The 17,495-nt window shown below is 33.9% G+C and carries 17 protein-coding genes; 8 read left to right on the top strand and 9 right to left on the bottom strand.

Translation table 11 applies throughout. The features are described 5' to 3' along the window. Positions 1 to 327 precede the first annotated feature (327 nt). From murI to ACZIYX_RS18620, 8 genes are all read right to left on the bottom strand, one after another. Positions 328 to 1,119 carry a glutamate racemase gene (gene murI / locus ACZIYX_RS18585; RefSeq protein WP_462683762.1) on the bottom strand — a complete coding sequence of 264 codons (792 nt, stop codon included), beginning with the start codon at positions 1,117 to 1,119 and terminating at the stop codon, positions 328 to 330. A gap of 92 nt (positions 1,120 to 1,211) precedes the next feature. Next, positions 1,212 to 1,721, bottom strand: a complete 510-nt coding sequence (locus ACZIYX_RS18590; RefSeq protein ID WP_462683763.1) for an OmpH/Skp family outer membrane protein — start codon at positions 1,719 to 1,721, stop codon at positions 1,212 to 1,214. Between the two features lie 42 nt (positions 1,722 to 1,763). Next, complete coding sequence (locus ACZIYX_RS18595; protein ID WP_462683764.1) at positions 1,764 to 2,615, bottom strand: OmpH/Skp family outer membrane protein; 852 nt, start codon at positions 2,613 to 2,615, stop codon at positions 1,764 to 1,766. A 36-nt stretch (positions 2,616 to 2,651) separates the two neighbouring features. Next, complete coding sequence (gene bamA / locus ACZIYX_RS18600; RefSeq protein WP_462683765.1) at positions 2,652 to 5,267, bottom strand: outer membrane protein assembly factor BamA; 2,616 nt, start codon at positions 5,265 to 5,267, stop codon at positions 2,652 to 2,654. Between the two features lie 4 nt (positions 5,268 to 5,271). Further along, positions 5,272 to 6,009: an isoprenyl transferase gene (locus ACZIYX_RS18605; RefSeq protein ID WP_462683766.1), complete on the bottom strand. Its 738-nt coding sequence runs from the start codon at positions 6,007 to 6,009 to the stop codon at positions 5,272 to 5,274. Between the two features lie 2 nt (positions 6,010 to 6,011). Beyond that, positions 6,012 to 6,689, bottom strand: a complete 678-nt coding sequence (gene porG, locus ACZIYX_RS18610; protein WP_462683767.1) for a type IX secretion system protein PorG — start codon at positions 6,687 to 6,689, stop codon at positions 6,012 to 6,014. 100 nt (positions 6,690 to 6,789) lie between these two features. Further along, positions 6,790 to 7,674 carry an NAD kinase gene (locus ACZIYX_RS18615; protein WP_462683768.1) on the bottom strand — a complete coding sequence of 295 codons (885 nt, stop codon included), beginning with the start codon at positions 7,672 to 7,674 and terminating at the stop codon, positions 6,790 to 6,792. Positions 7,675 to 7,727: 53 nt separating this feature from the next. Beyond that, a complete protein-coding gene (locus tag ACZIYX_RS18620) occupies positions 7,728 to 8,384 on the bottom strand; it encodes a CBS domain-containing protein (RefSeq protein WP_462683769.1) in 657 nt (218 codons plus the stop codon). Between the two features lie 103 nt (positions 8,385 to 8,487). Between ACZIYX_RS18620 and ACZIYX_RS18625 the strand changes: the two genes are divergently transcribed. The 8 genes from ACZIYX_RS18625 to clpX all read left to right on the top strand — a co-directional run bounded on the left by ACZIYX_RS18625 (position 8,488) and on the right by clpX (position 16,918). After that, positions 8,488 to 9,201: a pyridoxine 5'-phosphate synthase gene (locus tag ACZIYX_RS18625; protein WP_462683770.1), complete on the top strand. Its 714-nt coding sequence runs from the start codon at positions 8,488 to 8,490 to the stop codon at positions 9,199 to 9,201. A 10-nt stretch (positions 9,202 to 9,211) separates the two neighbouring features. Beyond that, complete coding sequence (locus tag ACZIYX_RS18630) at positions 9,212 to 9,979, top strand: alpha/beta fold hydrolase (RefSeq protein ID WP_462683771.1); 768 nt, start codon at positions 9,212 to 9,214, stop codon at positions 9,977 to 9,979. 125 nt (positions 9,980 to 10,104) lie between these two features. Continuing rightward, a complete protein-coding gene (locus tag ACZIYX_RS18635; protein WP_462683772.1) occupies positions 10,105 to 11,361 on the top strand; it encodes an OmpP1/FadL family transporter in 1,257 nt (418 codons plus the stop codon). 5 nt (positions 11,362 to 11,366) lie between these two features. Continuing rightward, positions 11,367 to 12,956 carry a G-D-S-L family lipolytic protein gene (locus ACZIYX_RS18640; protein WP_462683773.1) on the top strand — a complete coding sequence of 530 codons (1,590 nt, stop codon included), beginning with the start codon at positions 11,367 to 11,369 and terminating at the stop codon, positions 12,954 to 12,956. A gap of 85 nt (positions 12,957 to 13,041) precedes the next feature. Beyond that, on the top strand, positions 13,042 to 13,389 hold the full coding sequence (locus ACZIYX_RS18645) for a phage holin family protein (protein WP_462683774.1): 348 nt from the start codon (positions 13,042 to 13,044) through the stop codon (positions 13,387 to 13,389). A gap of 96 nt (positions 13,390 to 13,485) precedes the next feature. After that, positions 13,486 to 14,808, top strand: coding sequence for a trigger factor (gene tig, locus ACZIYX_RS18650; protein WP_462683775.1), 1,323 nt, complete (start codon positions 13,486 to 13,488; stop codon positions 14,806 to 14,808). A gap of 102 nt (positions 14,809 to 14,910) precedes the next feature. Next, complete coding sequence (gene clpP / locus ACZIYX_RS18655) at positions 14,911 to 15,585, top strand: ATP-dependent Clp endopeptidase proteolytic subunit ClpP (protein ID WP_462683776.1); 675 nt, start codon at positions 14,911 to 14,913, stop codon at positions 15,583 to 15,585. A 100-nt stretch (positions 15,586 to 15,685) separates the two neighbouring features. Further along, a complete protein-coding gene (clpX, locus tag ACZIYX_RS18660; protein WP_462683777.1) occupies positions 15,686 to 16,918 on the top strand; it encodes an ATP-dependent Clp protease ATP-binding subunit ClpX in 1,233 nt (410 codons plus the stop codon). 178 nt (positions 16,919 to 17,096) lie between these two features. Here clpX and ACZIYX_RS18665 read toward each other — a convergent pair whose 3' ends face one another. Further along, complete coding sequence (locus tag ACZIYX_RS18665) at positions 17,097 to 17,384, bottom strand: hypothetical protein (protein ID WP_462683778.1); 288 nt, start codon at positions 17,382 to 17,384, stop codon at positions 17,097 to 17,099. Positions 17,385 to 17,495: the final 111 nt, after the last annotated feature.

The following is a 17,495-nucleotide window of genomic DNA, read 5'->3' on the forward strand; positions in this document are numbered from 1 at the left end:
GGCATATTGCAAAATACAAATTATTACAGTAATATCAAACAAGAAATGGTATTACATAAAACGGATACCTAAATATTCTAAAAATTTAATTATAAAGGTGTTATTGTTTAGATAGGTGTTGGTTCTATTTTTCTATATAATTTCTATTGTCAGATTGAGCTTGTCGAAATCCAATTGAAAATCATAGGCTTAAGAACTTCGACAAGCTCAGTTTGACATCTAAGAGGAAAGTAAATAAAAACTTTCGGAGCTATTGGTCTTCGATATAATTTTCTACTGATAATTACTCTGACTGATATAAATTTTCTTATATCGAGTTCACGTTATTTAAAAATCCAAATATTTTACGGTATAATCAGTAGTGTTTCCTTGAAGTATTTCTTCTAACACCTGTACATTGCCATTAGTATACAAAATGTGCTTTCCGTTTTTTTCGTTTTGGGATAAAAGATTATTTGCAGTTAAAATAGCTTTGGTTTGCCTTGCAACAGCTTCGCCAGAATCAATAATAGTAACCTGATCTGGTAGCATTTTTTTTAAAACAGGGATAAGGTATGGGTAATGAGTACATCCTAAAACCAGATAATCTATATTTTCTTTTACCATCGGAGTAATATATGAATTTAGTAAATCATACATTTCTTTAGAATCTATTTTGCCTTCCTCTATGAGTTCTACTAATCCTGTGCCTACAATTTCTATAACACTGGTATTTTTGGCGTATAAGTCTGATGTTTGGGCAAATAATTCGCTGGACAACGTTCCTTTTGTGGCCAAAACCCCTATTTTTTTTGTTTTGGTGTTACTGGCAGCTGGTTTTATTGCGGGTTCTATACCAATAATAGGGATGTTATAATTGGATCGTAATACCTTTATAGCATTTGTAGTTGCAGTATTGCAGGCAACAACTATTGTTTTGCAATTAAGCTCTGCTAATTTTTTTGTATTTTTAATGCTTAAGGCGATAATCTCTTCTTTGCTTCGTTTGCCGTAGGGAGCATATTTACTGTCCGCCAAAAAGATGGTATCTTCATTAGGCAGCAATAAAGAAATTTCTTTCCATATAGAGGTACCACCAACACCAGAATCAAATATGCCTATAGGTCGATTTTGTTGCATTATAGAAAAATTAGTAATTTGTCAAAAATAAAAAAACAGTGAGATGACTTCCCACTGTTTTTGATTTTTTATAAAAGATTAAAGGTAATTTTTTAGATTCCCAAGTCTTTTTTAACATCTGCCATAAGGTTTTTACCATCTGCCATAATTACTCCTGTACCTGTAGTAGAGTCTAATACATATTCAAATCCTTGTGCTCTTGCCACTTTTTGGATAGATGTACGAGCTTTTTCATATATAGGCTTCATTAATTCAATTTCTTTTTTCTGAAGATCCTGAAGAGCATTTTGTCTGTAATCGTTAATGCTTTTTTCTGTAGCCTGTACTTCTTGTGCTCTTTTTCCGTTTTCTTCTTCCGTTTTAGTAGGAGCTTCAGACTGGTACTTTTTCATTGTGTTTTGCAGTTCTAACACCATGTTTCTGATTTCTGCATCATACGTTTTATTCAGTTTTTCAATCTCACTTTTTGCTGCTTTAAAAGCCGGCATTGCCTCTACTAACTCTTGCGATGCAATATGTGCTACTTTGGATTGAGCATTCATATAACTTGTGGTTCCTATAGTAAGTGCAATAGCTACTAGTAATGTTCTAAATTGTTTCATTTGTAAGTAATATTAAAAGGTGTTATGAATTTATATTTTTTTTTAATTATTTTCCTTGATTCCTGAATCAGAGGAATCGTTGTTTTTTAAACTTTCCTTATTTTCTTTTAACGTATTGATAGAGTCTTTTTTTCTTTTTTGTAATTCCAGTAATTTAGCTCTTCTTTCTTCAAATTCTTTCTTTTTTGCAGCTCTAATAGAATCTCTTTCTGCTTTGCGCTCTTCAAGGAGTTGTTCTCTTTCAGATAGTTTTTTTTGCATTTCTATTTCTCTGTCTGTAACTTCTTTTTCTTGCTCTACATCTCTTTCTTCATCTTTTTCTACAGCTTTCTTTTCTTTTTTGCTGTTTAGTTGTTTTCTCTTTGAAGTCCGGTTTATTCTAAGCAATACCTGATCGCTAATGTCAAACCTATCTTCAGAATAGAGCATTACCAAATCTGCGGATTTATCAAAAATAAAATCATATTTCTTGTTTTTTGCAATTTCTTGAACTGCTACAAAAACCTGATCTTGTACTGGTTGAACCAACCTTTTTTTCTGAATAAACAAATCTCCATTTGGACCAAATCGTTTTTGTTGATATTCTAATATTTCTTTTTCTTTAAAAAATATATCTTCTTCTCTTTCTTCAATCAGTTCTTTGGTCAATAAGACCCTTTCATTATTAAGGTCTTTACGCATTTCTTCGACATCCTTAAGCTCAGCTTCTATTTCAACTTTCCACTTTTGTACTTTGGTTTCAAGCTCTGCTGAGGCTTCATTGTATTCTGGAACATTTTCGAGAATGTAGTCCATATCGATGTATCCAATCCTAATACCCTTTTGTGCGTGTATTAGGTTTGTAAAAAACAGACAACTGATTGCTGCAACTAGTAAAAGACCCTTTGTTTTCATAATTTGTGTGTATATTGAAATAATCGTGCCAAAAAACTAAAACTGCTGTCCTATAATAAAATGGGTTTCCCATCCGTTTGGTTCATTTGTACCCGGAATAGGATCAAAACCATATCCAAAATCTATACCAAGTAATCCAAAAGCTGGCATAAAGATACGTAAACCTGCCCCGGCAGAGCGACTTAATTGAAAAGGGTTGAACCTTTTGAAGCTATCATAAGTAGATCCTCCTTCTAAAAACCCTAACATATATATAGACGCTGCCGGCTTGAGTGTTATAGGATAACGAAGCTCTAACGAATATTTATTATAAATTGTTGTCCCATCGGCATCAAAATCTTGATTATTAGCTCGGGCAACTGGTGTGATTGATCGATCCGGATACCCTCTTAAGGCTACAATCTCTCGACCATCCAAACTATTTGCGCCTAATTGAGTACCTCCTAAGAAAAAACGCTCGAAAGGAATATTTCCCCTATCTTTATTATAGGCTCCTAAGAAACCATACTCTGCGCTTGTTTTTAAAACTAAAGAGTTTTTTCCTAACTTAACTAAGCTGGTGTACCAGGAACCATCAAATTTTAATTTATAATATTCTAACCATTTAAAACGCTCCTGATCGATTTCTCCTATTTTGGCTTGTGCTTCAGAACGTCGTATATCAGGATTGTTAGTATTGTCCCTTTCTTCTTCCAAAGAATCCCTTCTTTCTTTTAGTGCACCATAGTCTACTCCATCAAAAAGAGAATAAGGTACAGATAGTTTTGCTATAATATTAAACTCAGATCCACCAGTAGGGAAAATAGGGTTTATAGTAGTGTTGTTTCTGTTAAGTCCTATGGTGTAGGATAGATCGTTAGAGAAACCGTTACCAAAAGTAAATAGTCGTGTATTGTAATTTTTAAGATTATAATGTCTTACACTAATTGCTTGTGATAATGTGAAATAGTTATCCGGCCAGTTTAATCTTTTTGCTATACCAATAGACCCTCCTGTGATTAAAAATTTACTATCTCTGTTTACATCTCTACGATTGGTAAGTAAATATTGTATGGTATGAGAAAAAGAGGTAGATAGTTGATAAGGTCTTTTTCCTCCTAGCCAAGGCTCTATAAATGAAAGACTATAGGTCTGAAAAGATCTGCTTGCTTGTGCTCTAACTCTAAGAGTTTGTCCGTCTCCCATTGGTAATGGGCTGTAAGAATCTTTATTAAAGATATTGCGGATAGAAAAGTTGCTAAATGCTAATCCAAGTGTCCCTACAAAGCCACCGCCACCAAAACCACCTTGTAGCTCGATTTGACTAGATCCTTTTTCTACCAAAGGATAGTTAATATCAATAGTTCCTGCTTGCGGATTTGCATTTTTAAATTGCGGTTCTAATTGTTCAGGATCAAAAAAGCCTAATTGTCCTAGCTCTCTAACTGTTCGAACAACAAGTTCTTTACTATATCTTTGACCAGGTTTTGTTCTAAGTATCCTATATACTACATGGTCATTTGTTTTGTCGTTTCCACTAATACTTATATGCTCAAAGTGAGTAAGTTTTCCTTCGCGTATTCTTATTTCAAAATCTATGGTGTCGTTGTATACTTTGGTCTCTACAGCATTAATAGAAGAAAATAGATACCCGTTGTTTTGGTATAAATTAGTTATATCATCTGCATCTGGTTTGCTATTGTCTGATATTTGTTTTTCTAAAAGAACACCGTTATATACATCTCCTTTTTTGATGACCAATTGCCTTGCTAGTTGTCGATCTGTATAGACACTATTGCCTAAAAACTTAATGTTACCAAAATAATATTTGTTCCCCTCTTCGATATTAAGATTTAAAGATATACGGTTGTTGTTTTCTACAACCAAGCTATCCGAAGTTATACGGGCATCTCTGTATCCTTTTTCTTTATATTTTTTAATGATATTGTCTTTATCTTCTTCGTAATCTTTACGTATATATTTTGAACGTTTCCAGAATCGTAATAGCTTTTTACGTTTTGTGTTTTTCATGGCTCTACGAACCATTGCGTCTGTAAGTTGTTCATTTCCTTCAATATTGATATTGCTTACTTTGACTTTGTCTCCTTTGTCAATAAGAATTACCATATTTACTTTGTTGTTCGCTATAGTATCTTTAACAGGAATAGTGTTAATAACCACTTTTGTGTTTAGAAAGCCGTCTTTTTTGTATTTATTTGAAATAAAGTTACGGGTAGTAGTTATAAGGTTTTCGGTTACTTTGGTTCCTTTGGTCAGCTCATTATCTTTAATTAGCTGCTCGGCTTTACGCTTTTTAACACCCTTTATCCGAACCTCGTTTAATTCTCCTACTTCTTGAATATTAATCTCAAGATCGGCTACATCCCCATTTACATTGCTTATGTAAAAGTTGATGTCACTAAACAATTCTAAATCCCATAATTTTTTGATCACCTTGCTTATTCGGTCTCCGGGAAGAAAAATACGCTCCCCTTTTTTGAGCCCGGTGAATGTAATTACAGTGTTTTCATTATAACTGGTTATACCAGTAACTTTAATATCTCCAATAGTGTATTGTTTCCCGTTAGCACCAGGTATATTTTGTGCAAAAAGTGATGTTGATATTAATAAGGCGAGTAACGTAAAATACGTAATAGGTAATTTTTTTGTCATTTCTTTAACTGAGCTGCTCACTAGTTTTTCCAAATCTTCTTTCTCTTTTTTGATAATTGAATATGGCTTCAAATAAATCTTCTTTTTTGAAATCCGGCCATAAGATTTCTGTAAAATATAATTCTGCATACGCAATCTGCCATAATAAAAAATTACTAATACGTTGTTCCCCACTGGTGCGTATTAATAAATCTACATCTGGTAGATTATTTGTATACAAATGCTCATTAATGACTGATTCATTTATAAGATGTGGCGAAATTACACCATTTTTAACTTTAATACTTATTTCTTGAATAGTTTTTATAATCTCTTCCCTGCTTCCGTAACTTAGTGCAAGGGTGAGCGTCATGTGGTTATTGGTTTTTGTTTTTTCGATAACCTCCAAAAGTTCTGTTCTTGCTTTTTTTGGCAGAGATTGCAAGTTTCCAATAGCGTTAAGTTGTATGTTGTTGTTTTGAAGCGTTTTGATCTCTTTTTTTAAAGCGTTTACCAAAAGCTTCATCAAAGTATCTACTTCAAGTTTTGGTCTGTTCCAGTTTTCTGTAGAAAACGCATACAGGGTAAGATATTTAACCCCGATTTCTGCACAGCTTTCTACTACTTCACGAACGGCTTTAGAGCCATTTTCGTGACCAACAGCTCTGAATAAGCCTTTCTTTTTTGCCCATCGCCCGTTACCATCCATAATGATGGCAACATGTTTAGGGATATTAGAACTTAGTTGTTTTTTATCAATCATTTTTAAAAAGCACAATAACAAGGTATCCTACCCCACGTGTAAGATATTGTTATACCGGTAAATACATACCAGTCGTTGTTGTTTAAGTTACCAAACCCGGCCCCAAACCTGTCATCAGGATTACTGCCATCTATATTATCTGTAAATGTATATCTTGCTCCTATTTCTGCACCTACTACAAAATTTCTGCCTAATGTTTTTTTAATTCCTAATACCATTGGGATAGCAAAACTCCATTTGTCACTATATGCATCAATTTGATTATTAGCATCAATAGCTTGCGCGCCGTAATTAAATGTAGTGATTCCTGAATATAGATATGGGGTAAATTGGGATTCTCCGTCGTAAAGATACCAATCCCAGAAATTAAATTCTATTCCAATAGATATTTCTTTTACAGAATTTGTAAAACTTAATCCCCTTTGTTTTCTTCTTTCATCACCTTTGTTGTCATTTGCATTAAGTTCTGCATATAAAAATGATGCTCTGAGTGCGTGTCGTTTACTTCGGTTCCATTTTCCTATTGCTCCAAAAGCAATGTCATTGGGCGAAATATAGTATGTGGATCCTACATCTCCTACATAGTTAGCTCCCCCGGCCATCAATCCTACTTCGTAAGTTTGTGATGCGATAGTTTGTGTAAAAAACACAACGATTATAAGTGATGCTAAGTATCTCATAGATTTTCAAAAGTTTGCAAATATAACAATTAACTTTACTACACAAGAATTTGAGTAAATATAGTATGCATAAAAAACACGTTTTAATGTAATTTATTGTTCAATTGCGCTTATCTTCTCCCCAAAGCATCTTTTTGCGTAATGTTTTTAGAAAACTATTTTCTTTAAGGATAACCATATTGATTTTAAATGGAGCTTTTTTGATTACTACTGTAGTTTCGTTGGGCAAAGTATGTATTCTGGAATCTAATGAAACCAGATATGCATCCTCTCTGCCGGATACTTGTAATTGTATTTCTTGATTGTCGGGGATAACCAGAGGTCTTGCATTAAGGTTGTGTGGCGCGATAGGGGTAAGCACCATATTTTCTGCATCGGGAGTCATTACTGGCCCCCCGCAGCTTAAAGAGTATCCTGTAGAGCCGGTGGGGGTGGCTACAATTAAACCATCTGCCCAATAGGTAGTAAGAAATTCGTTGTTAAGACTAGTGTCTACTGTTATCATAGATGTAGTGTTTCTTCTGCTTACTGCAATTTCATTCATAGCAAAATTTAACACCCCAAACTCCTCTGTGGCAGGAAGGGTTTCTATAGTAACAAGACTTCTTGTAGAGATATCATATTTTTTGTCTAAAATAAGCGCTATGCTATCTTTGATTTCTTCTTTTTGAATAGTGGCCAAAAAACCTAATCTTCCCGTGTTTATTCCCGCAATAGGTATTCCAAGATCTCTTACATACGTAATCGTTTTTAAGATGGTGCCATCTCCTCCTATACTAAAAAAAAGATCATAAGAGGTATCCAGTTCTTCAAAAGTACTAAAATGCGAATATGTTTTAGTAATCTCGTCATGAAGGTTTATTAATTCCAGAAAGTTTTTTTCAATTACAACTTCAACACCATTTTTGTCAAGAGTTTCTAATAGCTGCTGTATGTATATTCCAGAATTTTTGTGATAGAATTGACCATATATGCCGATCTTCATTATAAGCTTAATTTGTGTTAATGATGGGTTGAGCGTTTTATATTTAGAAAAGATTAAATATTCAGATATTTTTCTAAATATTTAGATCTTTCCTTCAAATTTGTTAAAAATGTATCTTCCGGGTGTTTAGAAATAATGTTGTAACTATATCTCCTGAATGTTTGTACAATATTATTAAGATCACTATCACTAATTTTTAAAGTTATTTGCGCAACATCATTTTTCATTTTAGAAATAAATAAACCTAATATTTTTGCATTATTAGATTCTACTATTTGCGAAATCTCACTAAAAGAATAATCTAAAACACCTTTTTCGATGATTAGAATATTTCCTGGTTCACTTAAAAATGGGGTTTCGTTAAAAAAAGTAATAATATCTCCTAACTCAAAAAAACCTAAGTACTTGTTGTCATCATCCAGAACGGGCATTATGTTAGAATTGTTTTTGGCAAAAGACTCTAAGATATCTAACCAATTGTCATCGCTTCTGGAATAAAAACCTTCTAAAGAGTATTGATATGCTTCTAAAGTCTTGTCTGTTTCGAAACAGCGTATATCGGTTTCTGAAACGCAGCCAATATAGACATTGTCTTTAATAACAGGAAAATGAGTGTAGGTAAGTTCGTTAAATAGCAATTGAGCATCAGTAACTTTTACCGATAGGTCAAGAGGTTCTATTTCATTAACAATATATAAACTTGTTTTCATAATTTATAAGGGGCTATCATTATGCAAAATAATCAAAAAATATGCAATTAAGGCGTTCTCAAGTTTGTATTTTTGCTTTTTCAGTATAAAGACATCAAAAACCATGACAAAGTTAAGTGTTAATGTAAATAAAATTGCAACATTACGTAATTCGAGAGGAGGAAATACTCCTGATTTGATACAAGTGGCTACAGATATTCAAAAATTTGGAGGCCAGGGTATAACAATACACCCAAGACCAGATGAAAGGCATATACGATATCAGGATGCGTATGATCTCAAACCTGTTGTTATTACAGAATATAATATAGAAGGCAATCCTATTCCTAAATTTTTGGATTTAGTATTAGACATTAAACCTGCTCAGGTTACTTTGGTTCCGGACGCAGAGGATGCAATAACCAGCAATGCGGGGTGGGATACAAAAAAACATGCAGGGTTTTTGAAAGAAGTGATTTCTGAATTTAAACGTAACGGAATACGAACCTCAATATTTGTAGATCCTGTTTTGGATATAATTGAAGGTGCTGCATCTACAGGGACTGATAGGATCGAATTGTATACCGAAGAGTTTGCTTTGCAATATGCCAAAGGGAACTATGAAGCAGTACTGCCCTATGCAAAATGCGCTCAACTTGCTATAGATTTGGAGATTGGGGTTAATGCAGGCCATGATTTGTCTTTGGACAATATTAAGTTCTTTAAAGAAAATATTCCGGGACTTTTAGAGGTTTCAATTGGGCACGCTTTAATAAGTGAGTCTATTTATTTGGGGCTTGAAAATGTGGTTAATATGTATTTAAATCGTCTTAAATAATTTTTTGGATATGAAACTGTATGCTAATGTTTTTGGAAACGGTTTTCCTATCGTAATTCTACATGGTTTTTTGGGGATGAGTGATAACTGGAAGACTTTGGGTAAAAAAATATCGGATCAAGGATTTCAGGTGCATTTGGCAGACCAGCGTAATCATGGTAGAAGTCCTCATAGCGAGGTGTTTAATTATAATGTATTGGCAGAAGATTTAAAAACATACTGTGACGAACAGGGATTAAATAAAATTCATCTTTTGGGGCACTCTATGGGGGGTAAAACAGCGATGCTTTTTGCTGTAAAATATCCAGAGTTGTTAAATCGTTTGATGATTGCAGATATTGGACCAAAATATTACCCGCTACATCATCAGGATATTTTGGAAGGACTAGACTCTTTGGACTTTGAGGTGTTAAAATCCAGAACAGATGTTGATATGGCTTTAGAAGAATATGTTCCTGATGCCGGGATACGAATGTTTTTACTTAAAAATCTATATTGGAAAGAAAAAAATGAACTGGGGTTGCGAATGCATTTAAAAGCTTTGATTGACAACGTGAGCGAGATAGGGGTGGAACTTCCTGAAAATTTTGTTTACCAAGGAAAAACACTTTTTCTTAAAGGAGAAAAATCAAATTATATTTTAGAAAAAGATCAGGAAAGGATCAAAAAACAATTTCCGGATTCTGAAATTATAGAAATTTCTAATTCCGGACATTGGTTACATGCAGAAAACCCTAAAGATTTTTTAAAAAAAGTATTAGAATTTATCCGTAAATAAACAAAAAATACTATGTATGCATAATAATTTAGTGATTTCGTTGTATTATTAGTATTTTCTGCTAAATTTGAGAAATCAATATTTTTGAATATATCCTAAAATAACAAAACAATTCTAAATTAATTATGAAAAAACTATTATTATTAGTTCTATTCGTCTTGTCGACCTTGGTCACGTATGCAGGTGGATATAGGGTTAGTGTACAAGGGCAGAGGGCAATGGCTATGGGGCATACGGGCGTAGCGGTAGTTAATAGCGCAGAGCTGGTGTTCTTTAATCCGGCAGGTCTTGTGTACTTAGAAAACAAACTAAACGTTAGTGTTGGTGCAAGTGGTGTTTTTACCAATGTAATCTATCAAAATAAAGATTTTGGTATTTCTTCTGAAACAGACAATTCTGTGGGAACTCCTCTTAATTTGTATGGGTCATACAAAGTAAATGACTGGATGTCTATTGGGTTAGGTGTTTATACGCCTTATGGTAGTGAGGTTACATGGCCAACAGATTGGGCAGGATCTCATTTGGTTAATAATATAGATCTTGCAGCGATTTATATCCAACCGGTAGTTTCTTTTAAGATCTCGGACCATTTTAGTATTGGTGGTGGACCAATCTACGTTATAGGTTCAGTAAACTTTAATCGTAATCTTAGCAGAACACTTTCAGATGTAGAGGGAGACCGTTCTAATGTTACCGTAGAGGACTCTGGTGTTACCAAATGGGGATGGAGTGTTGGAGCTATGTTTAATCCAACAAAAAACTTGCATGTAGGGTTTAACTACCGAAGCGAGATTATTATGGAAGTTGAAGGAGGAGAGGCTACATTTTCTAATCTTCCTAATTCTACCGCAGTTCCGTTAACTAATGGGACTACTACTTTTGATGCAGCTTTGCCTTTGCCGGCCGAGTTAACAATGGGACTGTCATACGAATATAATAAATGGGTTTTTGCATTTGATTATAACAGACAATTCTGGGGAGTATACAAATCTTTGGATATCGATTTTGGAAATACTCCTACTGGTCCGGATTCTGTAAACCCCCGTAATTATAAAGATTCTTCTGCTTATCGTTTAGGTTTGCAATATCAGGTAACAGATAAAATTACTTTAAGAGCAGGATATTATCGTGACGAATCTCCTGTACAAAAAGGATTTTTTGCTCCAGAAACACCGCGTAATAATTCAGATGGTTTTACAGGTGGTTTAAGTTATGCTATAACATCTAAGCTAGCCATAGATGCTTCATTCTTTTATTTGAGGTTTAAAGAGGTAGACGCTTCTTACGATCATTATAAAGAGAATGGAAAGGAAGTTCCTTTTGGAGGAACATATAAATCTAGTGCTTTTGCGCCTGGACTTGGTTTAACTTATAAAATGTAATAAAGATGATGAGGAAAAATATAAAATATGTAGCGATTCTGGCATTAGGAATAATAGCTTGTGAGCCAGAATTTGATAATCCAATCGATGGAGCAGGTGTTTATACAAGCGGCAAATTAGATGTAAGCAATTATGTTGCTATAGGGAACTCTCTTACAGCTGGTTATGCAGATGGAGCATTGTATATCACGGGACAAGAAAATTCATATCCAAATATATTATCTCAGCAATTTAAGTTAGTAGGAGGAGGAGAGTTTGTACAGCCATTAATGGCAGATAATACAGGTGGAGCCTTGTTAGGAGGTACTCAGATTTTGGATAACAGGTTTGTATTGGTGTTTGATGATAAAGGCAAACCAGTAGGCCCGGCTTTATATACAGGTGCTAAACCTACTACAGATATATCTAATAAATTAACAGGGTCTTTTAATAATATGGGAGTTCCGGGCGCAAAAAGTTATCATCTTGCATATCCTGGATATGGAAATGTATCAGGGGTGCAAGCAGGTTTGGCAAATCCTTATTTTGCAAGATTTGCATCTTCTTCAGAAACAACAGTTATTGCAGATGCGGTAGCCCAAAAACCCACATTTTTTAGTTTATGGATAGGTAATAACGATATCCTTAGTTATGCTACTTCTGGCGGGATAGGACAAGATCATAACGTTACCGGTAATTTGGTGCCATCCAGTTATCTCTCTAATGATATTACTAATAATAATGTATTTGCATCTGTTTATAGTGATTTGGTAAAAGCCCTTGTAGCCAATGGAGCTAAAGGAGTGCTATTGGATATACCAGATATAACTTCAGCTCCTTTTTTTACAACAGTTCCTTTTGCGCCATTAAGCCCTTTGAATCCGGATTTTGCAGCGCAAATACCAACGCTTAATGCTACGTATGCAGGTTTAAATATGGCGTTTGCGGCATTAGGGGTTCCTGAAAGAACAATACAGTTTTCTGCTACGGCAGCTAGTCCTGTGGTTATAAAGGATGAATCTCTTACCGATATAACAGCGGGTCTTACTGTAGCTTTAGGAGGAACATTTGGGCCTTTGGCTCCAATTATAGCAGCTCAATATGGACAGGTAAGGCAAGCTAAAACTTCAGATTTATTAACGCTGAGGAGCTCGGGGGTTATTGGTAAAGTAGATACAGCCAGAGTTGCAGAATTAGTTGGTATGGGAGTGCCACAAGAGACAGCAGGTAAATTATCGGTAAGCGGACTAACGTTTCCGTTAGAAGATAAGTATGTGTTAACCCCAGAAGAGCAGACAGCAATAAAAACAGCACAAGATTCTTATAATGCAACTATCAGAGCGGTTGCAAGTGCTAATGGTTTGGCGTTTGTAAGTGCGAAAGCATTATTATCGCAAGTGGCAGGAACCGGTGTGTCTTTTGATGGAGGAGTGGTTACTTCAACTTTTGCTTCTGGTGGAGGATTTTCTTTGGATGGGATTCATCCTACCCCAAGAGGGCATGCGTTAGTTTCTAATGCGCTATTACAAGCTCTTGAAGAAACTTATGAGGCTAAATTTCCCAGAGTTAATATAGGAGATTATGGTACTGTTACTGCCAGTAATGAAGTGAATTAAAAAGATATTAAAATAAATGATTTAAAACCTGCCATTTTTTGGCAGGTTTTTTTTATTGAAAAAAGATAAAGTTTATATTTGAAGTATGAATTTTTTACTTAAACTTATTTTAAGTGCTTTGGCAGTACTTATTTTGGCTAAAATCCTCCCGGGCGTGGAGGTGGATGATTACAGGAATGCTTTGATTGTAGCAGCTGTTTTGGCTGTTTTAAACGCAATAGTAAAACCCCTGTTGGTTATTTTGACATTACCAGCTACATTACTTACTTTAGGGCTTTTTCTTTTGGTAATTAATGCAGCAATTATTTTACTGGCAGATTATTTTATACCAGGTTTTAATGTAGATGGATGGTTGTGGGCACTGATCTTTAGTATTTTGTTGTCTGTATTTCAATCCATATTGCACTCTATTTTAAAGAAAGATAAAGATTAATGTAACGTTTGCTGTTTTTCAGGAAGTTAAAAATTTGTTGTGATGTAAAAAAGTGTTACTTTTGCAACCCAATTTTTAGTAGTAAATGTAGAGATAATGAATATTTCAAAAGAGCAATTAGACGAATTGAATGCAGTGGTAACGGTAGATATCGCTAAAGAAGACTATAGTGATAAGGTAGAAAAAATCCTTAAAGACTATCGTAAAAATGCTAATATCCCGGGTTTTAGAAAAGGTCATGTTCCTATGGGACTTGTTAAAAAACAATATGGAAAAGCCGTTTTGGTAGACGAAGTTAATAAGCTGCTACAGGATGCATTAAATAAATATCTTACCGAAGAAAAATTAGACGTTTTAGGAAACCCACTTCCTAAAGAAAAGGAAAATTTTGATTGGGATGCAGATAATTATTCTTTTGAATTTGAATTAGGGTTGGCTCCAAAATTTGAAGTAAACCTTAATGGAAAAAAAGCCATTACTCATTATAAAATAGTTGCTACAGATGAGATGATAGAAAACCAAATTAAAACCATACAAAAACAATATGGTAAATTGGTTTCTAAAGATACTGTAGAAAAAGAAGATTTGGTTGCAGGTTCTTTTGTTAACAAAGAAAAAGAAATAGATAATTCAACTACGGTTTCACTTGAAAAGATTAAAGGAAAAAAGAACCTTGATAAATTTATCGGGGCAAAGGTAGGGGATGTTATCACTTTAAAAACAAAAGAATTGTTTGGTGATGACCATGATTTGATTAAGGCTTTAAAAATTAGCCATGATGAAGCACATGATCTTGATATAGAAGTAACGTTTACAATTTCAGAAATAAATAAACAAGAACTTGCCGAGCTGGATCAGGAATTGTTTGATAAGCTGTTTGGTCCGGAAACCATTAAAACAGTTACAGAGCTTAAGGACAGAATAAAAGAAGATGCCGAGCGTCAATTCGAACAACAATCAGAGCAGCAACTACTTAATGATATCACCGAAAGTGTATTAGAAAATACTAAATTTGAGCTTCCTATAGAGTTTTTACAAAAATGGATTCGGGTAACAGGAGAACAACCTTTGACAGAGGACGAGGCAAAAGATGAATACGAAAAAAGTGAAAAAGGACTTCGTTATCAATTAATAGAAGGTAAAATTATTACGGATAATAATCTTAGGGTAACTTTTGACGAATTAAAAGATTTTTCAAAAGATTTGATTAAATCTCAAATGGCTCAATTTGGTCAAAATTCTCCGGAAGATAAAGAACTAGAGGATATTGCAGCTAGAATATTGTCTAATCAGGACGAAGTTAAGAGAATATCAGAGCAATTAATGAGTAAAAAACTATTGAATTTTTATAAAGAAAATGCAAAGCTTAAAGTAAAAGAAGTAAGCTTCGACGAATTTATAAAAGAAGTTTACAAATAACTAATGTTATAATTTACTAAGGAATTTATACCTATATTTAGGGCGTTAAACTATCTTTAGGTTAACGCTTTTTTTATCAATAAAAATTCAGAAAATAAAGATATGGATTACGCGAAAGAATTCGAAAAATACGCTACCAAACATCAAGGTATTAATAGTAATTACTATAATCAGATTATTAGTAGTATGTATCCGGTAGGTATGACTCCCAATATAATAGAAGAACGTCAAATGAATATCGCAATTTTTGATGTTTTTTCACGATTAATGATGGATCGTATTATATTTTTAGGAACAGGGATTAACGATCAGGTAGCTAATATTGTTCAAGCACAATTGTTGTTTCTTGAAAGTGTAGATTCTACAAAAGATATTCAAATATATCTTAATTCACCGGGAGGAAGTGTATATGCCGGGTTGGGGATTTATGATACCATGCAGTTTATAAAACCAAATGTAGCTACAATATGTACAGGTATGGCAGCATCTATGGGGGCTGTATTATTGTGTGCCGGAGAAAAAGGAAAACGCTCTGCGTTACCACATAGTCGGGTTATGATTCATCAACCACTGGGAGGAGCTCAGGGACAAGCAAGTGATATCGAAATTACAGCTCGTGAGATTTTAATACTAAAAGAAGAATTATACAATATTATAGCCAAACATTCCGGGCAAACCTATGATAAAATATACGAAGATAGTGACAGGGATTATTGGATGAAAGCTGATAAAGCTTTGGAATATGGTATGATTGATGAAATTTTAAGTAGAGAATGATATAGTTTTTCTTGCTGACCTCGAAGAAAAAAATATTTATTATTACGTATGTATTAAAGTATAGCAAGAAAGATTTTATGAAAATGAAACTAAAATAACTATGGCCAAGGAAGATTTAGAATGCTCTTTTTGTGGGAGAAAAAAACCTGAAACTAATTTACTTATAGCTGGATTGGATGCTCATATATGCGATCGGTGTATCGTTCAAGCGCATGGGATCGTAGTAGAAGAAGCCAAAGACGAAGAAACAGGTGAACTTAGTAATGAGTTGATGCTTCGCAAACCTATGGCGATTAAAAAATTCTTGGATGAATACGTTATAGGACAAGAGTTTACTAAAAAAGTAATGTCTGTAGCGGTATATAATCACTATAAAAGACTATTGCAACCAAAAACAGATGATGATATTGAAATTCAGAAAAGCAATATTATTATGGTTGGGCAAACAGGAACCGGTAAAACGCTAATGGCAAAAACTATTGCCAAAATGCTTAATGTGCCTTTGGCAATAGTAGATGCTACGGTGCTTACAGAAGCAGGGTATGTAGGTGAGGATGTAGAAAGTATTCTTACCAGGCTGCTTCAGGCAGCAGATTATAATCTGGAAAAAGCACAACGTGGTATTGTATTTATTGATGAAATTGATAAAATAGCACGCAAAAGTGACAATCCAAGTATAACCAGAGATGTTTCTGGAGAAGGAGTACAACAAGCATTGCTTAAGCTATTAGAAGGTACTATAGTAAATGTGCCGCCAAAAGGAGGTAGAAAACATCCCGATCAAAAATTTATAGAGGTCAATACCGAAAATATCCTTTTTATTGCAGGAGGAGCTTTTGATGGAATTGAAAAAAGCATACAAAAAAGATTGAACATGCAAGCAGTTGGGTATAGTGCTTCCAAAAGCGAAGATACTATAGAAAAAGATAACCTGCTTCAGTATATCATTCCCAGAGATTTAAAAGATTTTGGTTTGATTCCCGAAATTATAGGCCGATTACCTGTTCTTTCTTATATGGACCCTCTGGATGAAGAAACTCTGAGATCTATATTAACAGATCCTAAAAATGCTATCATTAAACAATACAAAAAGTTGTTTGAAATGGATGATATAAAATTCTCCATAACAGACGATGCATTAGATTATATTGTAAAAAAGGCTATGGAGTACAGATTAGGTGCAAGAGGACTTAGGTCTTTATGTGAGGCAATCCTAACAGATGCAATGTTTGAATTGCCGGAAAGCGAAGAAACAGAGCTTACTGTAGATAGAGATTATACAGAAAAGAAACTAAATAAAACCACCATCAAAAAGCTTAAAGCAGTTTCTTAAGCAGTATTATGCCAATTTATAATAATTTGGTGTAAATGATACCATTTTAACTTTGAAATAGCATAAAAAACCACAAAAAAAACACCTTTGTCAAATTTGACAAAGGTGTTTTTTTTGTGGTTGGCAATTAGTTGATTTATTATATGTCTTAATTTTGAGTATAGGTGCCCGATACTTATTATAGATTACTAATGTTGTTTGTAGTTTTTAGATCAATAGTTTGGTTGTCAAGAGATATTTCAAGACCGTTTTGTTTAATTAAAGCCTCGTAAAATGTGATTTTGGATATTTCACTATAACAAGTATAATCATCTGCTGTTTGTTCTGTGTTTAATACAGCAGGCTTGTCATTACTCAAAATTGCAACTTCGTTGGTTGTAGTTTCAGGGTTTGTAATCTTGATTTCTTGTGCGTTGATTCCTGTAAAAAATAACAATAAAATAAAGCAAGATATTGTGGTTTTCATATTTTGGGGCTTTGATAAATTTATAACTATCTGGTTACAAATTTAATATGAAAAACACACGCTAGGAAATGATTTTGTGTTTTTTAGACTAAACGCTTTTTTTGAACGACG

The organism is Aquimarina sp. (genome assembly GCF_977115655.1).

Excerpts from the sequence above, each read along its gene's own strand:
- ACZIYX_RS18615 (WP_462683768.1), bottom strand. The coding sequence starts at position 7,674 with ATGAAGATCGGCATATATGGTCAATTCTATCACAAAAATTCTGGAATA.
- ACZIYX_RS18635 (WP_462683772.1), top strand. The coding sequence starts at position 10,105 with ATGAAAAAACTATTATTATTAGTTCTATTCGTCTTGTCGACCTTGGTC.
- ACZIYX_RS18590 (WP_462683763.1), bottom strand. The coding sequence starts at position 1,721 with ATGAAACAATTTAGAACATTACTAGTAGCTATTGCACTTACTATAGGA.
- bamA (WP_462683765.1), bottom strand. The coding sequence starts at position 5,267 with ATGACAAAAAAATTACCTATTACGTATTTTACGTTACTCGCCTTATTA.
- tig (WP_462683775.1), top strand. The coding sequence starts at position 13,486 with ATGAATATTTCAAAAGAGCAATTAGACGAATTGAATGCAGTGGTAACG.
- clpX (WP_462683777.1), top strand. The coding sequence starts at position 15,686 with ATGGCCAAGGAAGATTTAGAATGCTCTTTTTGTGGGAGAAAAAAACCT.
- ACZIYX_RS18665 (WP_462683778.1), bottom strand. The coding sequence starts at position 17,384 with ATGAAAACCACAATATCTTGCTTTATTTTATTGTTATTTTTTACAGGA.
- murI (WP_462683762.1), bottom strand. The coding sequence starts at position 1,119 with ATGCAACAAAATCGACCTATAGGCATATTTGATTCTGGTGTTGGTGGT.
- ACZIYX_RS18645 (WP_462683774.1), top strand. The coding sequence starts at position 13,042 with ATGAATTTTTTACTTAAACTTATTTTAAGTGCTTTGGCAGTACTTATT.
- ACZIYX_RS18620 (WP_462683769.1), bottom strand. The coding sequence starts at position 8,384 with ATGAAAACAAGTTTATATATTGTTAATGAAATAGAACCTCTTGACCTA.
- ACZIYX_RS18605 (WP_462683766.1), bottom strand. The coding sequence starts at position 6,009 with ATGATTGATAAAAAACAACTAAGTTCTAATATCCCTAAACATGTTGCC.
- ACZIYX_RS18595 (WP_462683764.1), bottom strand. The coding sequence starts at position 2,615 with ATGAAAACAAAGGGTCTTTTACTAGTTGCAGCAATCAGTTGTCTGTTT.
- ACZIYX_RS18640 (WP_462683773.1), top strand. The coding sequence starts at position 11,367 with ATGATGAGGAAAAATATAAAATATGTAGCGATTCTGGCATTAGGAATA.
- ACZIYX_RS18630 (WP_462683771.1), top strand. The coding sequence starts at position 9,212 with ATGAAACTGTATGCTAATGTTTTTGGAAACGGTTTTCCTATCGTAATT.
- porG (WP_462683767.1), bottom strand. The coding sequence starts at position 6,689 with ATGAGATACTTAGCATCACTTATAATCGTTGTGTTTTTTACACAAACT.
- clpP (WP_462683776.1), top strand. The coding sequence starts at position 14,911 with ATGGATTACGCGAAAGAATTCGAAAAATACGCTACCAAACATCAAGGT.
- ACZIYX_RS18625 (WP_462683770.1), top strand. The coding sequence starts at position 8,488 with ATGACAAAGTTAAGTGTTAATGTAAATAAAATTGCAACATTACGTAAT.